Origin of the sequence: Pseudomonas sp. LAIL14HWK12:I10 (assembly GCF_900184205.1) — a bacterium.
Classification (GTDB): Bacteria; Pseudomonadota; Gammaproteobacteria; order Pseudomonadales; family Pseudomonadaceae; genus Aquipseudomonas; species Aquipseudomonas kermanshahensis.
In genome coordinates, this window is record NZ_FXWU01000019.1 from 61,945 (window position 1) to 78,288 (window position 16,344).

16 protein-coding genes and 1 pseudogene are annotated in these 16,344 nt (G+C 63.7%); 10 read left to right on the plus strand and 7 right to left on the minus strand.

Going from position 1 to position 16,344, the window contains the following annotated elements; all coding sequences use genetic code 11:
* Positions 1 to 46: 46 nt before the first annotated feature.
* The 3 genes and pseudogenes from QOS90_RS27770 to QOS90_RS26335 form a co-directional block, all read right to left on the minus strand.
* A complete protein-coding gene (locus QOS90_RS27770) occupies positions 47 to 910 on the minus strand; it encodes a methyl-accepting chemotaxis protein (RefSeq protein WP_371098201.1) in 864 nt (287 codons plus the stop codon).
* A pseudogene (locus QOS90_RS27775) lies at positions 902 to 1,672 on the minus strand (MCP four helix bundle domain-containing protein); the annotation flags it as partial. The gene QOS90_RS27770 and the pseudogene QOS90_RS27775, both read right to left, overlap by 9 nt.
* A 230-nt stretch (positions 1,673 to 1,902) precedes the next feature.
* Positions 1,903 to 3,105: an NAD(P)/FAD-dependent oxidoreductase gene (locus tag QOS90_RS26335; protein WP_085274343.1), complete on the minus strand. Its 1,203-nt coding sequence runs from the start codon at positions 3,103 to 3,105 to the stop codon at positions 1,903 to 1,905.
* Between the two features lie 585 nt (positions 3,106 to 3,690).
* Here QOS90_RS26335 and QOS90_RS26340 point away from each other — a divergent pair.
* Together QOS90_RS26340 and QOS90_RS26345 are read left to right on the plus strand one after the other, a co-directional pair.
* Positions 3,691 to 5,070 carry a trimethylamine monooxygenase gene (locus tag QOS90_RS26340; protein WP_085274344.1) on the plus strand — a complete coding sequence of 460 codons (1,380 nt, stop codon included), beginning with the start codon at positions 3,691 to 3,693 and terminating at the stop codon, positions 5,068 to 5,070.
* Positions 5,071 to 5,155: 85 nt separating this feature from the next.
* Positions 5,156 to 5,695 (plus strand): RrF2 family transcriptional regulator, encoded by a 540-nt coding sequence (locus QOS90_RS26345; RefSeq protein WP_027595384.1) that lies wholly within the window; start codon positions 5,156 to 5,158, stop codon positions 5,693 to 5,695.
* 62 nt (positions 5,696 to 5,757) lie between these two features.
* Here QOS90_RS26345 and QOS90_RS26350 read toward each other — a convergent pair whose 3' ends face one another.
* Positions 5,758 to 6,666 carry an AraC family transcriptional regulator gene (locus tag QOS90_RS26350; RefSeq protein WP_027595385.1) on the minus strand — a complete coding sequence of 303 codons (909 nt, stop codon included), beginning with the start codon at positions 6,664 to 6,666 and terminating at the stop codon, positions 5,758 to 5,760.
* 102 nt (positions 6,667 to 6,768) lie between these two features.
* On the opposite strand from QOS90_RS26350, the gene QOS90_RS26355 reads away from it, so the two are divergent.
* Genes QOS90_RS26355 through QOS90_RS26375 form a run of 5 tightly spaced genes read left to right on the plus strand, consistent with a single transcriptional unit; the run spans position 6,769 to position 11,206 of the window.
* Complete coding sequence (locus tag QOS90_RS26355; protein ID WP_027595386.1) at positions 6,769 to 7,329, plus strand: carboxymuconolactone decarboxylase family protein; 561 nt, start codon at positions 6,769 to 6,771, stop codon at positions 7,327 to 7,329.
* A 47-nt stretch (positions 7,330 to 7,376) separates the two neighbouring features.
* Positions 7,377 to 8,441: an acyl-CoA dehydrogenase family protein gene (locus tag QOS90_RS26360; RefSeq protein ID WP_085274345.1), complete on the plus strand. Its 1,065-nt coding sequence runs from the start codon at positions 7,377 to 7,379 to the stop codon at positions 8,439 to 8,441.
* A complete protein-coding gene (locus tag QOS90_RS26365; protein WP_085274346.1) occupies positions 8,438 to 9,259 on the plus strand; it encodes an ABC transporter ATP-binding protein in 822 nt (273 codons plus the stop codon). The genes QOS90_RS26360 and QOS90_RS26365 overlap by 4 nt, the downstream gene beginning before the upstream one ends.
* Positions 9,246 to 10,451, plus strand: coding sequence for an ABC transporter substrate-binding protein (locus QOS90_RS26370; RefSeq protein ID WP_085274347.1), 1,206 nt, complete (start codon positions 9,246 to 9,248; stop codon positions 10,449 to 10,451). Before QOS90_RS26365 ends, QOS90_RS26370 begins: the two co-directional genes overlap by 14 nt.
* Positions 10,451 to 11,206, plus strand: a complete 756-nt coding sequence (locus QOS90_RS26375) for an ABC transporter permease (protein ID WP_085274348.1) — start codon at positions 10,451 to 10,453, stop codon at positions 11,204 to 11,206. Before QOS90_RS26370 ends, QOS90_RS26375 begins: the two co-directional genes overlap by 1 nt.
* Positions 11,207 to 11,239: 33 nt before the next feature.
* Here QOS90_RS26375 and QOS90_RS26380 read toward each other — a convergent pair whose 3' ends face one another.
* Together QOS90_RS26380 and argC are read right to left on the minus strand one after the other, a co-directional pair.
* Positions 11,240 to 11,926, minus strand: a complete 687-nt coding sequence (locus QOS90_RS26380; RefSeq protein ID WP_085274349.1) for a GNAT family N-acetyltransferase — start codon at positions 11,924 to 11,926, stop codon at positions 11,240 to 11,242.
* 80 nt (positions 11,927 to 12,006) lie between these two features.
* On the minus strand, positions 12,007 to 12,948 hold the full coding sequence (gene argC / locus QOS90_RS26385) for an N-acetyl-gamma-glutamyl-phosphate reductase (RefSeq protein ID WP_085274350.1): 942 nt from the start codon (positions 12,946 to 12,948) through the stop codon (positions 12,007 to 12,009).
* Between the two features lie 103 nt (positions 12,949 to 13,051).
* Between argC and QOS90_RS26390 the strand changes: the two genes are divergently transcribed.
* Positions 13,052 to 13,930 (plus strand): LysR family transcriptional regulator, encoded by an 879-nt coding sequence (locus QOS90_RS26390; RefSeq protein WP_085274351.1) that lies wholly within the window; start codon positions 13,052 to 13,054, stop codon positions 13,928 to 13,930.
* A gap of 53 nt (positions 13,931 to 13,983) precedes the next feature.
* On the opposite strand, the gene QOS90_RS26395 is transcribed toward QOS90_RS26390, so the two are convergent.
* Positions 13,984 to 14,634: a TIGR04211 family SH3 domain-containing protein gene (locus QOS90_RS26395; RefSeq protein WP_085274352.1), complete on the minus strand. Its 651-nt coding sequence runs from the start codon at positions 14,632 to 14,634 to the stop codon at positions 13,984 to 13,986.
* A gap of 243 nt (positions 14,635 to 14,877) precedes the next feature.
* Between QOS90_RS26395 and QOS90_RS26400 the strand changes: the two genes are divergently transcribed.
* Together QOS90_RS26400 and QOS90_RS26405 are read left to right on the plus strand one after the other, a co-directional pair.
* Positions 14,878 to 15,357 carry a VOC family protein gene (locus tag QOS90_RS26400; protein WP_085274353.1) on the plus strand — a complete coding sequence of 160 codons (480 nt, stop codon included), beginning with the start codon at positions 14,878 to 14,880 and terminating at the stop codon, positions 15,355 to 15,357.
* A 394-nt stretch (positions 15,358 to 15,751) separates the two neighbouring features.
* On the plus strand, positions 15,752 to 16,344 hold a 593-nt coding region (locus tag QOS90_RS26405; RefSeq protein WP_283600573.1), incomplete at its 3' end, for an ATP-binding cassette domain-containing protein.

Sequence of the window (16,344 nt, forward strand, 5' to 3'; positions counted from 1 at the left end):
GCCTTGTGTCGCGAAAGGGCCGCAACGCGGCCCCGGCTGTTGATGGTCAGACCTTGAACTGTGCCACCATGCCGTTCAAATCCACCGCCAACCGCGACAGGTCCTGCGCCGCCGCACTGGTCTGATTCGCACCCGCCGACGTCTGCATCGCCAGGTCGCGAATATTCACCAGGTTACGGTCTACCTCCCGCGCCACCTGCGCCTGTTCCTCCGACGCACTGGCGATCACCAGGTTGCGCTGGTTGATCGAGGCAATCGCTTCGGCAATCACCTCAAGTGCCTGGCCTGCAGACTGGGCCACTTCCAGTGTGCCCGTGGCACGCCCTTGGCTGCTGTGCATGGCGCTTACCGCGCGCTCGGTGCCGGTCTGGATACCCACGATCATCTGCTCGATTTCTGCCGTGGACTGCTGAGTCCGGTGGGCCAGTGCGCGCACCTCGTCGGCGACTACCGCAAAGCCACGGCCTGCCTCACCGGCCCGTGCTGCCTCGATGGCGGCATTGAGCGCCAACAGGTTGGTCTGCCCGGCGATCGCGCCGATCACATCGAGCACGCGGCTGATCTCGTTGGCATTGTTGGCCAGCAGTTCGATCTCGGCCGAGGTACCGGTGACGTCGTCGACCAGGTGCTGGATCGACGCCAAGGCCTGGTTGACCTGGTCGCGACCGTCGCGGGTGGTGCGGTCGGCGCCTTTGGACGCGTCTGCGGTACTCACCGCGTTGTTCGCCACTTCTTCCACGGCGGCTGTCATCTGGTTGACAGCAGTAGCGGCCTGGTCGATCTCCGCACTTTGCTGGTGCAGGCCGCGGCTGGTGTCCTCCGTGACGGTGTGCAGCTCTTCCGAGGCCGAGGCCAGCTGGTCGGACGATGCGGCAATCTTGCGCAGGGTGTCGCGCAGGCTGTCTTGCATGCGGCTCAAGGCGCGCAGCAGTTGCGCCGGTTCGTCGCGGCCGATTACGCGAATTTCGCGGGTCAGGTCGCCGGTGGCCACGCGTTCGGCCACGGCCACCGCGTCGGCCAGGGGCACGACGATGCTGCGGGTCAGCACCGTGGCGATGGCTGCCAGCGCGAGCATGATCACCAGCAGTGAGCCGATGATGGCGGTCAACGCTTGGTCTGCGACATCGCTGCTACGTTGCGAGGCCACTTCAGCGCCTTTGCTGTTGTAGGCGATCAGTGCCGCCATGGCTTTCATCATGCTGTCGGCGTGCAGGGTGAGCGGCCCGTTGATCTTCTGCCTGGCCTGGTCAATGTGCCCGGCGGCGATGTCGTCGAGCACCTGCGCCTGCAGGTCGACGTACTGTTGGTGGGCAGTGCTGAAGGCATTGAACAAGGCGCGGTCGTCGGCGGCGATGATGGTGCTGTCGTAGTCCTGTAGGCCGTCCTTGAGCTGCACGTTGATGCCTTTGAGCAGGTCGAGGTTGCGTGCGCGCTCGCTGTCATCGTCATCCAGCGCCGCGCGCAGCGTCAGGGCGCGGCCCCGGCCGAGGTTGCTGCTGATTTCACTGAGTGCGACCACGGCGGGCAACCAGGTGACACGGATCTCGTCCGTGGCCGTGTCCATTTGCCGGGTCTCGTAGAGGGCGATCAGGCCCATGCCCAGCACCAGTGCGCCCAGCAGGGCGAATACGCTGGCTGCGCGAATGCCGATCTTCATATTCCGTAACTGCATGGAATGCTCCTTGACGGTGGCGTGCAGGCGTCAAGAGCATGGACGGAAGGCCGGGTCACCGGGGGTGGTGCCAGCTCTCGATGCGCTGCGGATTTAGTGTGTGTGCCTCACCCTCGGAAATGTTTTATTTAAATGATGGCATATGGACATCATTATTGACCAGTCATTCAATGTAACGACATGTGCGGACAAATCCGTCGTTTTTTGACGGATTTATCTGCTTTCAGGTGTCAGACGATCGGGATTAGCGGGTCGGCAGCGGCCAGCGCCAGTGCCCGGTCAGCGGCGGGTGGGTAGATCCACACCGAGTTGATCTGGCGCTTGAGTGCCTTGCCTTCCTGGCCGTGCAACTTCAGCTCACGCACCCAGCCCTCACTGTAGGCTGCGCCCCAGTCGCCGAGGTCTAGGCAGGTGACGTATTTGGGCTGGCGGTAGATGACCGGGTCGATGCCCAGCAGGTCGGCAGCGGCATTGTTGCCGCAGTGACGGCCCATGGGGATGGCGTGCTGGCAGGTCATCAGGGCGTGGTTGCCCAGCTCGTCGACAGCGGCCCAGGCGGTGTCGCCGGTGGCATAGATATGCGCCTGGCCAATCACTTTCAGGTGGTCGTCGACCCGCAGGCGGCCTGCGCCGTCACGCTCGCCGGCGACCTGTGCAGTCAAGGGGCTGGCCTTGACGCCTGCGGTCCAGATCACCGTGCTGCTGGCGATGTACTCGCCGTTGTCCAGGGTGACGCCGCCGGCATCGACAGCCACCACCGAGGTACCGGTCAGCCATTCGACACCCGCCAGTGCAGAGGCGGCCTCGATCGAGGGGGTGATGCCCGCGCCCAACGCCGCGCCGACGCTGACACCACGGTCGACCACCAGCACACGCACCGTACTGCCGTCACCGAGCAGGGCGCGCAAGCGTGCGGGCATTTCGGTTGCCGTTTCGATGCCGGTGAACCCGCCACCACAAACCACGACCGTGTTACGCGCCGGGGAAGCGGGCAGGGCGGCCAGCCCCAGCAGGTGCTGTTCCAGGCGCACGGCCGACTCCATCTGGTCGACATCGAAGCTGTGTTCGGCAAGGCCTGGTACAGCCGGGCGTGCCACCTGGCTGCCGGCGGCGAGGATCAGGCGGTCGTAGTGGATCTGCTGGGGCTGCCCCTGGGCATCGGTGTAGCTCACGCTGCGCCAGTCGGCGTCGATGCTGTCGGCGTTGCCAGGGATGAAGTGCACGCCCACGGCCTCGAACAGCTCGCCCAACGGCGCCTTCATGCCATGCACATCCGCTTCGTAGAAGCGTGGGCGAATGCGCAGCTCGGGTTGAGGGGCGAGCACGCTGATACGTAGGTCTTCACGTTGTGCCTGGTCCAGCAGGCGAGCAGCGCTCAGGGCGCTCCAGACACCGGCAAAGCCGGCACCGATGATCAGGATGTTGGATTTCATGCAGGTGCTCCGCAACGGTCATGTAGGGAAAAGGGCTTCGATGACACGGCAGGTGCCTTTCGAATAACTACGACTGTATTGATCGTAGTTTTCGTCTGCAAGTTTTTTTTCGTCCCAGGTAGGGGCGCAACCCGCCGGTCAACACCTGGGAAGGCCGTGTTTTGATGGGTTTTTGGCGGTGAATCGAAGATTTTGCTGGCGACGAGCGGTCGTTCGGGTGCAGGGGGGAGGGCCGCCATCCTTGATATCCCCACCCCCATCCGTTATAGATAAAAAAGAAACCATAAAGAAAAGAGGCCATTTCAGCCCCCATGTACGAGATCACACGTATCTTGCGCCCCTCAGGCCCCCATTACGCACCCTGCGCTAATGGATACGGGCCCACTCCCATGACACGCTCCCCGCTTTCGAGCCTGTACCACGTGTTGTCGATCCCGCCCGTCAACATCCTGCTTAGCCAGATGCGCAAACGCCCCGTCCCTCCACCTGCACCGTAACGCCTGAATTTCACCACCCCCGGCCTTTTGCCGTTTGGGGTTGGGGAGCCTTTGCATTTTTTCAGCGTTCAACTGTTCAGGAATCACTATGACTCTTCGTGTCGCTATCATCGGCGCCGGCCCGTCCGGCCTTGCACAACTGCGTGCGTTCCAATCCGCCCATGCCCAGGGCGCCCCCATGCCTGAAATCGTGTGCTTCGAGAAGCAAGCCGACTGGGGCGGTATGTGGAACTACACCTGGCGCACCGGCCTCGACCAGCATGGCGAACCCGTGCACGGCAGCATGTACCGTTACCTATGGTCAAACGGCCCCAAGGAATGCCTGGAATTTGCCGACTACAGCTTCGATGAACACTTTGGCCGGCCGATCTCCTCGTACCCGCCGCGGGAAGTGCTGTGGGACTATATTCAGGGCCGCGTGAAGAAGGCCGGGGTGCGCAATTGCATCCGCTTCAATACCGTGGTCAAGCACGTCAGCTTCGATGAAACCACCCGCGAGTTCACCGTTAGCGCCCACGACTACAGCGCAGGGGTTAGTGTCGAGCAGGTGTTCGATTATGTGGTGGTGGCCAGTGGGCACTTCTCCACCCCACACGTGCCGGAGTTCGAAGGTTTCGAGCGTTTCACCGGGCGCATCCTGCACGCCCACGATTTTCGCGAAGCGATGGAGTTCAACGGCCAGGACCTGCTCATTGTCGGCAGCAGCTATTCGGCCGAAGACATCGGCTCGCAGTGTTACAAGTACGGTGCACGCTCGATCACCACGGCCTACCGCACGCAACCGATGGGCTACAAGTGGCCCAAGGGCTGGGAAGAACGCCCGCAACTGGTCCGGGTCGAGAACGACCTGGCGTACTTCGCCGACGGGTCGAACAAGCGCGTCGATGCGATCATCCTGTGCACCGGTTACCAGCATCACTTCCCGTTCCTGCCGGACGAACTCACCCTCAAGACCAACAATCGCCTGTGGCCTGCGGGGCTGTACCAAGGCGTGGTATGGGAGCAAAACCCGCAGCTGATTTACCTGGGCATGCAGGACCTCTGGTACAGCTTCAACCTGTTCGACGCACAGGCATGGTTTGCACGCGATTACATGCTGGGGCGCATCACGTTGCCGGCCAAGGCCGCCATGCATGCCGACAGCGAGCGCTGGCGCGAGGATGAGCTGGGCCTGGAAACCACGGCCTCGATGTACGAATTCCAAGGCCGATACATCAGGCACCTGATCGAGCAGACGGATTACCCAAGCTTCGATATCGAGGCGGTGAACCGCATCTTCCTGCAATGGAAGACCGACAAGAAGCACGACATCATGGGTTATCGCGACAAGTCGTACCGCTCGGTGATCACCGGTACCCAAGCGGTGCCCCACCATACCCGCTGGATGCAGGCGATGGACGACTCGCTGCAGGAGTACTTGCGCGAAACGGACGGCAAGCAAGGTGAGGTGAAGGTACTGCGCGGGTAGGGTTTTCTATCGCTTCAAACGAGGGAATGCTTTCGGCGCTGGCGCTATCGGCGTATTATTGCGACAAAGTTGGTCGGAGATTGATATGTCGCTGTACAGTGCTGGCGTCGAATATGGCATCCATTGCCTGCTGTACCTGGTGGATGAGCGCGGTGACACGCGCGAGTCCAGCGTGCGCGACCTTGCGGCGCTGCAAGGCGTGCCGCAGGAATACCTGGCCAAGGTGTTCACCAAGCTGGCTCGCGCCGGCTTGGTGGTTGCCACTGAAGGGGTGCGCGGCGGTTTCCGCCTGGCGCGGCCGTCGGATGAGATCACCGTGCTGGATATCGTCACGGCTATCGACGGTCCGAAGAAGATCTTCGATTGCCGTGAGATTCGCGAGCGTTGCACGCTGTTTGACGGCTCACCACCGGGTTGGGCGACCGAAGGCACCTGTGCCATTCATGCGGTGATGCTGGGCGCGCAAAAGCGCATGGAAGAGGCGCTGGCGCAGCAGACCATCTTAGACCTGGCGCGGCGCGTGGGGCGCAAGGCGCCTGCCGCGTTCGGGCAGCAGGTCAATGAATGGATGGGGGAGCGGCGGGATGGCAAGGGTGGCGGTGATATCCCGGTGAGTCAGGTCTAAGTCAACCTGCCCAGGCCTCTTCGCGGGCTTGCCCGCGAAGAGGCCCGACCAGGCAAACACAATCACCGCCCCTCATGCTGCCTGCGATACGCCCCCGGCTGCACCCCGACGGCCTTGGCAAACGCCCGGGTAAACGCCGCCACCGACTGATACCCCACCTGCGCGCACACCTGCTCCACGGTGTTGCCTGCTTGCAACAGCTGGGACGCATGGCGCATGCGCAACGCCAGCAGCACCTGCCCCGGTGACTGCCCGGCCAGTTCGTTGAAACGCTTGAAAAACGCTGACCGCGACAGCCCCGTGCACGCCGCCATGTTTTCCAGCGTCCAGGATTGCCCAGGCTGTTCGATCAGTTGCACCAGCAACGCGGCAAACGCCGGCTGCCGGGCCAGCGCCACCAGCCCGCCGAGGGGCTGCCCGGCATGCACTTGCTGGCGCAGTACGTACAGGAACAACAAATGCGTCAACCGCTCCAGCAAGGTCTGCGACGGCGGTAGGCGTTCGCATTCTTCCAGGATCAGCCCGAACAGCGCCCGCGCCGCATGCCCGGCGGGCTCGTTGGCGCGCAGCAGAATCCAGTCGGCCAGGCCTTCCACGATCAATGACGACAGCCCCGGGCGAAAGTGAAAGAACCCGCACACCAGCCCCACGCCATCGCCGGCAGTGGCATCCAGAGCCTGCATCGCCTGGCGCGGCTGGGCGCAGGCGCTGACGGGGTTCTGGTCACTGGACAGCCGATACGCCAGGTCACGCAGCAAAAAAACCGCATCCCCAGCTTCCAGCCGCACTGCCTCGGCCTGGCCATCGAGGTGCAGCCAGCAATGGCCCTGCACCACCAAGTGGAAACTGGCGCGGCCCATGCCTTGCGTGCTGGCATGCCAGCCGCCGCAATAGCGGCCGACATGAAACAGGCTGGCGTCGAGCTCCAGGCCTTCTAATAACCAATCGACAAGGTGGCTGGACGAAATCATCTAATGCAAAGACTCAGGAGCAAGGAAAGGCGACTGATGAATATGGAGGCTAGTTCTTATAACCAACAGACTGTAAGGACACCCACCACAGGAGACCCCTCCATGTCCTCGCGCATTACTTTACACACTCTGCAGAGCGCCCCGGAAGCGGCCCGTCCATTCCTTGAAAATGCCCAGAAAAATTCCGGCTTCATCCCCAACCTGCTCGGCGTGCTGGCCAACGCTCCGGCAGCGCTGGAAACCTACGTGACCGTGTCGGCGCTCAACGGCAAGTCCGAGCTGACCCTGGCCGAGCGTGAGGTGGTGCAGTTGATTGCTGCCACCCAGCATGGCTGCGACTTTTGTGTCGCCGGCCACACCGCAGTCGCGTTGAACAAGGCCAAGCTGCCGGAAGCAGTGGTCGATGCGCTGCGTGCGCGGGGTGAACTGCCCGATGCCCGATACGAGACCCTGGCCGCGTTCGCTCGCGAAGTCATCGCCACCCGTGGCAACGTCAGCGAGGCCACCTACCAGGCATTTCGTGAGGCCGGCTTCAGCGAAGGCAACGCCTTGGAAGTGATTCTGGGCGTGAGCCTCGCAACCCTGTGCAACTTTGCTAATGTTTTCGCCCAGACGCCGCTCAACGACGAACTGAGCAAGTACCGCTGGCAGCCTTCTGCGTAATCCGCGTGTGGTGCCGGCCCCGCCGGCGTTTTCAAAGGAGTACAGACATGCAAGATTGTGCATTTCGGCAATGGCTGGATGCCAACGCCGAGGCCATTGACCAGGGCACGTGCGAGCCGCACCTGGTGCTGGCGCAGATCGCTGAAGCGCAGGTGCTGCGCATCGGCGTCGATCCGGCCCAGGGCGGCACGGGCGGGCAGGTGACCGATGCGGTCGAAGCCATTGCCGCCATTGCCAGCCGTTCGTTGGCGGCGGCGTTCGTCTGCTGGGGCCAGCGCGCCTTTATTGAATACCTGCTGCAAAGCCCTAACCAGTCACTGCGCGAACGCCTGCTGCCGAGGTTGCTGACGGGCGAGCTGGCAGGCGCCACCGGGTTGTCCAACGCCATGAAGTTTCTCTCGGGCATCGAGCGCCTGCAGGTGCGTGGGCGCCCCAGCAGCGAGGGGTGGAACCTGGAGGGCCGCTTGCATTGGGTGACCAATCTGCGCAAGAGCGGTTTTGTGGTGGCCGCAGCCATCGAGTGCGATGCCGAGCGCGCGCCCTTCGTGTTAGCCATTCCGTCAGAGGTGCAAGGGCTGGAGCGCTCGGACGACTTGCAGCTGATGGGGCTGCAATCGAGCAATACTGCCGCGCTGGCGTTTCATCAGGTCGAACTGGGCCGCGAGTGGCTGCTGCATGAAAACGCCCGTGAGTTCCTGCCCAAGGTACGCCCGGCCTTCCTCGCGCTGCAATGCGGCATGGCCATCGGCCTGGCGCGGCGCGCGTTGGATGAAGTGGCGGCGCACCTGCAAGGCCGTGGTTCGTTCCTCGAAGAGGCCCGCCAGGTGCTCAAGGAACGCCTGGAAAACACCGTGAGTGAACTCAATCAGGGCCTGCTCGACGGGCGCTTCCTGCAGCAGCCAGCGGCGTTGTTCAAACTGCGCATCATCCTTGCGGAAAGTGCTGCCGACGCGGTGCAGCTCGAGCTGCAGGCCAGTGGTGGCAAAGCGTACCTCAGCGAGTACGGCCAAGGTTTCGCGCGCCGTTGGCGCGAATCGGCGTTCGTGCCCATCGTCACGCCAAGCCTGGTGCAGCTGCGCGCCGAACTGCAACGCCAGGCGGGCACGGCATGAGCGAAGTCGTGCTGCAAGCCCGAGCTATCAGCCTCGGCTACCCCCGCGAGGGTAGCTGGCACGAGGTGCTGGCGCGGTTCGATCTGCAGTTGGCACCGGGCGAAGTGGTGTCCATCCTGGGCCCCAGCGGGGTTGGCAAGTCCAGCCTGTTGCGGGTGCTGGCGGGCTTGCAGGCACCGCGTGGCGGCAGTGTGATGTTGCACGGCGAGCCGTTGCAAGGGCCGCACCCGCGCCTGGCGGTGGCCTTCCAGGACCCCAGCCTGTTGCCTTGGCTGAGCCTGGAAAAGAACGTCGCCTTCGGCCTGGATTTCGCTCGCCAACCCAAGTTGGCCGCCACCGAACGGCGTGCGCGTATCGACCATGCCATTGCCGCCGTGGGCTTGGACCATGCCCGTAACCAGTACCCGGCGCAGCTGTCCGGTGGCATGGCCCAACGCACGGCGTTGGCGCGCTGCCTGGCGCGTCGGCCTGAAGTGCTGTTGCTCGACGAGCCGTTTGGTGCCCTCGACGAAGTGACCCGCGCCGACATGCAGCAACTGCTGCTGCAACTGATCGCCACCCACAATACCGCTGCGGTGCTGATCACCCACGATATCGACGAAGCCCTGCTGCTGTCCGATCGGGTCCTGCTACTGGGCAACCACCCAGCGCAGGTGCTCGGCCAGTGGCGCATCGACCTGCCGCAACCGCGTACGCAGCGGGTCGAGGAACTGGGCGCGCTGCGTATCGAGATTGTCAAAACCCTTCGGCGGGCAAGCCGCACAGACCCACCTTCCTCAACCCCCTTGCCCTCGGAGGCTGTCCATGTGCATGGATGACTGCTGTTCCGCTTCTTCGCGTCGCGACTTCCTCAAGCTTGGCGCCATGCTTACTGCCGCCGGTGCGTTGCCGCTGCTGTCGAGCCTGCAAGCCCGTGCGGCTGCCGAGCCGGACGCGCCGGTGCGCATCGGCTACCTGCCGATCACCGACGCCACGCCGTTGCTGGTAGCGCACAACAATGGCCTGTTCGAGGCCGAAGGCATCAAAGCCGAGCGCCCAGTGCTGCTGCGCAGTTGGGCGCAGGTGATCGAGGCGTTCATTTCGGGCCAGGTCAACGTCATCCATTTGCTGTCGCCGATGACCGTCTGGGCACGTTACGCCAGCAAGGTACCGGCCAAGGTCGTGGCCTGGAACCATGTGGGGGGTTCGGGGCTGACCGTGGCGCCCGACATTACCGACATGAAGCAGTTGGGCGGCAAGACCGTGGCCATCCCATTCTGGTATTCGATCCATAACGTGGTGCTGCAGCAGATGCTCAACGACAGCGGCCTGACCCCGGTGTCGAAACCTGCTAATGCGCAGCTGGCGGCCACCGAGGTCAACCTGCTGGTGCTGCCACCGTCCGATATGCCCCCGGCGCTGGCCAGCAAGCGTATTGCTGGCTACATCGTCGCCGAACCGTTCAACGCCCTGGCCGAGAACCTCAAGGTGGGCCGCGTGCAGCGCTTTACCGGCGATGTGTGGCGCAACCACGCCTGCTGCGTGGTGTTCATGCACGAGCACGACCTCAACAACCGCCCGGAGTGGTCGCAGAAGGTGGTCAACGCCATCGTCAAGGCCCAGCAGTGGACGCGCGAGCACCGCGCCGAAGCTGCCGCGCTGCTGTCCAAGGCCGGCCCCAACAAGTACACCCCGCACGAAGTGGCGGTATTGAGCAAAGTCCTGGCGCCAGCCGCCGAAGACCGCGCAGGCTATATCGCCAGTGGCGCGATCCAGCATCAGCAGTGGGACGAAAAACGTATCGACTTCCAGCCATACCCGTTCCCCAGCTACACCGAAGCACTGATCAAGCGCCTGCAGCACACCCTGATCGAAGGCGACAGTGGCTTTTTGGCGGGCCTGGACCCAGCGCACACCGCCCGCGACCTGGTCGACGACCGTTTCGTGCGCAACGCCATCGCCGCCGTTGGCGGGCCGTCGGTGTTCGGCATTGCCGACAACTTCGAGCGTAGCGAGGAGTTCGCGGTCTGATGCGCAAGCATGTCGTTCATACCGGCCTGGGCTTGGCCGGGCTGCTGGGGTTGCTGCTGGCGTGGTGGGCCGGCGTGGCGTGGTTTGGCGAGGCCGATGGCCTGTCGGCGCGTTTTTCGCCGGCGGCGACCCTGGCCAGCCTGGTCGAGCTGCTGGGGCAGGGCGAGGTCTACGGCCACGTGTGGGTCAGCCTCAAACGTATCCTGATCGGGCTGTTGCTGGCCTTGTTGATCGGTGTCCCCCTCGGCTTGCTGGTGGGCAGCTATCGGCACCTGGAGGCGGCGACCACGCCGGCCTTCCAGTTCTTGCGGATGATCTCGCCGCTGTCGTGGATGCCGGTGGTGGTGATGCTGATGGGGGTGGGTGACCAGCCGATCTATTTCCTGCTGGCATTTGCCGCGCTATGGCCGATTTTGCTCAACACTGCGGCAGGTGTGCGTCAGCTCGACCCGCGTTGGTTGCAACTGAGCCGCAGTTTGAGTGCTACGCGCTGGGAGACCTTGTGCAAGGTCATCGTGCCTGGGGTGATCGGCCATGTGCTGACGGGCGTGCGCCTGGCCATCGGCATCCTCTGGATCGTGCTGGTGCCCTGCGAGATGCTGGGGGTAAGTGCGGGGTTGGGGTATTTCATCCTCGACACCCGTGACCGGCTGGCGTATTCGGAACTGATGGCGATGGTGCTGCTGATCGGGGTGCTGGGGTTCATGCTCGATGCCCTGGCGCGTGGGTTGCATCGGCGTTGGGTGCACGGCTGAAAAGAGCTGGGGCCGCCGTGCGGCCCCACAGCATCAGTGCACGGTCTTGCGCTGGCGGACACATTCCTGCGCTTGAATGGCCAACTGGTCCAAGCGCTCGTCGCGCAGCTGTTCGGCCTCGATCATCGCATCCTCGCCTTGCTGGTTGAGCAGGTAGGTGTGGATTTGATGCACCTCGGTGGTCTGGTAGATCGGCCCGATATCCAGCCGACCGATCAGCGCCTCGCTGGCCTGGCCGGTGCTGCTCATCAGCACCTGTGGCCCGTTGGCTGCCACCACCTGCATGCCCATCGCTTCGAACCACGGCACCTGGCCGGCAAAGGTGTTCAGCTCGACATAGGCATGTTGCGCCTGCAGGTCACCTAACAGTGCGCGGGCGATACCTTGGCGGCGATGGCTGGCGCGCACGGCAAGAAATGCCAGTGCGCAGGTTTGCGCATCATCATCGGCCGGCAACGCCAGGGCGAAACCGAGCAGTTGGTCCGGGGCATCGGCGTCCAGCGCCAGGGTCAGCGTCACCGACAGGCCGCGCTTACCGTCCATGGCCTGCAAGTACTGGTGCACTTCCATGCCGACGCCGTACTGGTACAGCGGATACAGCGGGTTGTCGGCAAGAATGGCGACGCTGCTCAATTCGCCGACGTGATGGATCACCAGCTCACGGATCTGGTTCTGGAAAGACTCGGGCGGCACGCTGTCAAGGCGGCTCAGGATGAACATCGGGGGGCGGGCTCCGGCGGCTAGGAATACAACCCGCGCCATGCTGACGCGGGACGTACAGTTTAACCGGTTTTGCCCAATCAGCCTTGCGCCTGTAGCGCGGCGAGCATCAGGTCGAGGTTTTGCACCGCCGCCCCGGACGCGCCTTTGCCCAGGTTATCGAATACGGCGGTCAGCAGCACCTGGCCATGCGCCGGGTTGGCGTACAGCGCCAGGCGCAGGTCGTTGCTGTCGTTCAATGCTTCGGGGTCGAGTGGCGCGGCGGGGCCTTGCTGGTGCAGGGGCATCACCTGAACATAGCGAGCCCCTTGGTAGTGCTGTTCCAAGCAGGCCTGCAGGTGTTCGGCGCTGACCTGGCCGGGCAGCAGGCGCAACTGCAGCGGGATGCTGAGCACGATGCCCTGGCGATAGGCGCCGTAACCAGGCATGAACACTGGCCGTGCCGACAGCCCGGCGTGTTGCTGGATTTCCGGTACATGCTTGTGTGCCAGTTCCAGGCCATACAGCTGCAGGGTTGGGGTGTTCTCGGCACTCGGCTGCTCATGGCGTTCGACCGCGGCGCGGCCGCCGCCGGAGTACCCCGAGATGGCGTGAATGCTCAGCGGGTAATCCGCTGGCAGCAACCCGGCGGTGATCAGCGGGCGCAGCAGGGCAATCGCGCCGGTGGGGTAGCAGCCGGGGTTGCTGACGCGTGTGCTGTGGGCGATGCGCTCGGCTTGCTGCGCGTCCAGTTCCGGCAGGCCATAGACCCAGCCGGGGCTGGTGCGGTGGGCGGAGCTGGCGTCGATGACCCGAACGTGCGGGTTGTGGATCGCTGCTACGGCCTCGCGGGCGGCGTCATCGGGCAGGCAGAGCACAGCGATGTCGGCGCTGTTGATGGCTTCGGCGCGGCGCTGCGGGTCTTTACGCTCGGCCTCGGGCAGGGTCAGCAGGCGCACATCATTGCGCCCGTGCAGGCGGGCGTGAATCTGCAGGCCAGTGGTGCCTTGGTCACCGTCGATAAAAACAACAGGGGTATGCATGGTCGAGGTCCGGTCAGGGGAGGGTGGCCTATGCTCGCCCGCGGCTGGACTAAAGGAAATTTGAATATCATGATGCTGATGTTCATTATTTCTGAAGCTAGTCATGCGCGAAATCAGCCTCGACCGCCTCCGCACGCTGGTCGAAATCACCGACCTCGGCTCGTTTGCCGAGGCCGCTCGCCGGCTCAACCTGGCCCCACCCACCATCAGCCTGCATGTGGCCGAGCTGGAGGCACGGGTCGGCGCGCCGTTGCTCACCCGCAACCGTGGGCAGGTACGGCCTACGGCCATCGGCGAGACGCCGCTGGCCCGAGCCCGTCGCTTGCTGGCCGATGCCGACCTGGCGCTGGACGAGGTGCGCCGTCAGGTCGAGGGGCTGACTGGCCGGGTCCGCCTGGGGGCTTCGACTGGCGCCATTGCCCACCTGTTGCCCAAAGCGCTCGAGTACCTGCGCGAAGTGCACCCGGGGATCGATGTGCAGGTGCAGGTGCTGACCTCGCAGGCGTCGCTGGCGCGGTTGCGCGAGGGGGCCTTGGACATTGGCCTGGTGGCCCTGCCGCAAGTGGCAGGCAAAGGGCTCAAGATCACCCCGTGGCGACGCGATCCGATCTTGGCCTATGTGCCGGCCGACTGGCAGCCGCCGGCCAAGGTTACTCCGGCATGGTTGGCGCAGCGGGCGTTGATTCTCAATGACAGCAGCACGCAGTTGTCGCGGGTGACGGGGGAATGGTTCGCTGCGGCGGGGTTGTTCCCCGAGCCGCGCATCGAGCTGAACTACAACGATGCGATCAAAAGCCTGGTGGGGGCCGGCTACGGCGCGACATTGCTGCCACAGGAGGGCGAGGCGCCCGAGCTGGACCGGCGGATTGCCCGGCGACCGTTGCGTCCGGGGTTGTGGCGGCAACTGGGCATCGCCTGCCGTGAAGGGCAGGCTGAACGTGCCACGGCACATGTGCTGGAGGCTTTGGAGCGGCTGTTGTAGGGGGCGGGTGCATGCCTCCTGGCGCCCGCCTCAAGCCCCTGATGCACCCCAAATCAGAACCAGCGGTCATTCTTCTTCCGCCCACGCGTCAGCGCCGGCAAGATCAACCCCATCAGCAGGCCCGCGCCTGCAATACTGCCGCCATACACCATATAGCGCATCATCACCTGCTTGTTCTCATCCCCCAGGCGGGCCTGGGTATCGCGCAAGGTCGACTGGCTCTGGTCGAGCTGTTCGTTCAGCGCTTTGTTGCGCGCTTCCAGCTCGTCGATCAGGTGCTTGCGCGAATCCAGTGTCTCTTGCATGCCCTGCACGCGGTTTTTCCAGCTGTCATCGATGCTCTTGAGCTGCCCCGACAGGTCGGCGACCTGGGCATCGAGCTGCGGCAGGCGTTCACCCTGGCCTGGCACCGCCTGCAGGTCGCTGCTGAGGATCCACACCAGGTCGCCATTCTGCCCACGCACCTGGCTGTAGTTGCCTTGGGTGGTGACCAGCGTCAGTTTCTGGCCGGACTTGAGGGTGCCGACAATCCGGTGGCCATCGGTCGGGCCGCTGCGCACGTAGGTGCTCAGGCTGTCGCTGACCCAGCGCGCATCGCTGGCGGGCTCCTCGGCATGCACCGGGGCGGCGAGGGCCACCAGGGCTGCGATCAGGCCGCCGCGCAGGGCTGGGAGGGCGGAGAATGTGGGGCGGGATTCGGGCATGTTGGTCTTCGCTGAAACAGGACAAAAGTAGGCCCGCTGACTGGGCCGGTGAACCGGTCGGTGAGTTGACCGTCAGCGAAAGACCTTTTTTATGTAAGCAGGTTCACTACCTAACGTCGGAAATGTCTGCAGAATGTTGCAAAGACCGGCCGTCCTCAAGGCGTATGCCGGGCCACGCAGCGGCGCCGACGGCAAGGCCGTGAACTAGACTCAAAGGCCCACTCTCATTCATGGAGCCCTGCCATGACTGCCAAAAACACGATCTGCCTGTGGTACGACCATGACGCCGAAGAGGCGGCCAACTTCTACGCTCGCACCTTCCCCGACAGCCGGGTAGTGGCGGTGCACCAAGCCCCTAGCGACTACCCGTCGGGCAAGCAAGGCGATGTGATTACCGTCGAGTTCATCGTCATGGGTATCCCTTGCGTTGGGCTCAATGGGGGCAAGGCCTTTAGCCATAGCGAGGCGTTCTCGTTTCAGGTCAGCACCGAGGACCAGGCCGAGACTGACCGGCTGTGGGATGCCATCGTCAGCCATGGCGGCGAGGCCAGCGTCTGTGGCTGGTGCAAGGACAAGTGGGGGGTGTCTTGGCAAATCTGCCCACGCATCCTGATCGAGGCCATTGCCAATCCCGACCGGGCTGCTGCCAAGCGGGCGTTCGAGGCCATGATGGAAATGGGCAAGATCGATGTCGCCAAGATCGAGGCAGCATTGAGAGGGTGACCCACTTACCCGGTAGGAGCAGCCTTGTGCTGCGAAGAGGCCGGTGAAAACACTAAAGATTCACTGTGTTATCACCGGCCTCTTCGCAGCGCAAGGCTGCTCCTACAGTCCCTATGCCGTGGCAAGCCCTGGGCCCCGGCATACCATAAATTGACGCTTCCGTTCTATTCCATGCCGATCGCCAGGGCTACAGTTCAGCCAGTCCTTCACAAAAGCCCGCTACCCCGAGGCTTTACCAGCGTGCCACGCACCGCTGGCTCAACCATAAGATCATCACCGTTCTGATTCGCTCACTGCTTTTTGAGCACCCTGCCAATCGCACGTCTGCAGCTGTTTCCGCCCATGGAAAGGATGCCGATCATTTATTGGTCATAACAAAAACAAAGAGGGTCGTATGAGCCATGCCGATGAGATTCTTTCGGTAAACAACATCTTCAAAGTGTTCGGCCCCAACCCGAACATGGCCATGGAGATGCTCCGCAAGGGCGCCGACAAGAACGAAATATTCAGCAAGACCGGCCACGTCGTCGGCGTGTTCGATGCAAGCTTTTCCGTCAAACGGGGCGAGATCTTCGTCATCATGGGCCTGTCGGGCTCGGGCAAGTCGACCATGGTGCGGCTGTTCAACCGCCTGATCGAACCCACCGCCGGCAGCATCCACCTCAACGGCCGCGAAATCACCGGCCTGTCCGATAAAGCCCTGCTCGATGTGCGCCGCAAGGAAATGGGCATGGTGTTCCAGTCCTTCGCCCTGATGCCGCACATGAGCGTGCTGCAGAACACCGCCTTCGGCCTGGAAATCGCCGGCGTTACCGAAACCGAACGCCACCGCCGTGCCCGCGAGGCGCTGAGCCAGGTCGGCCTGGCCGGCCACGAGCACAGCTACCCGCACCAGCTGTCCGGCGGCATGCAGCAGCGCGTGGGCCTGGCCCGGGCGCTGGCCAACGACCCGACCATCCTGTTGATGGACGAAGCCTTCTCGGCCCT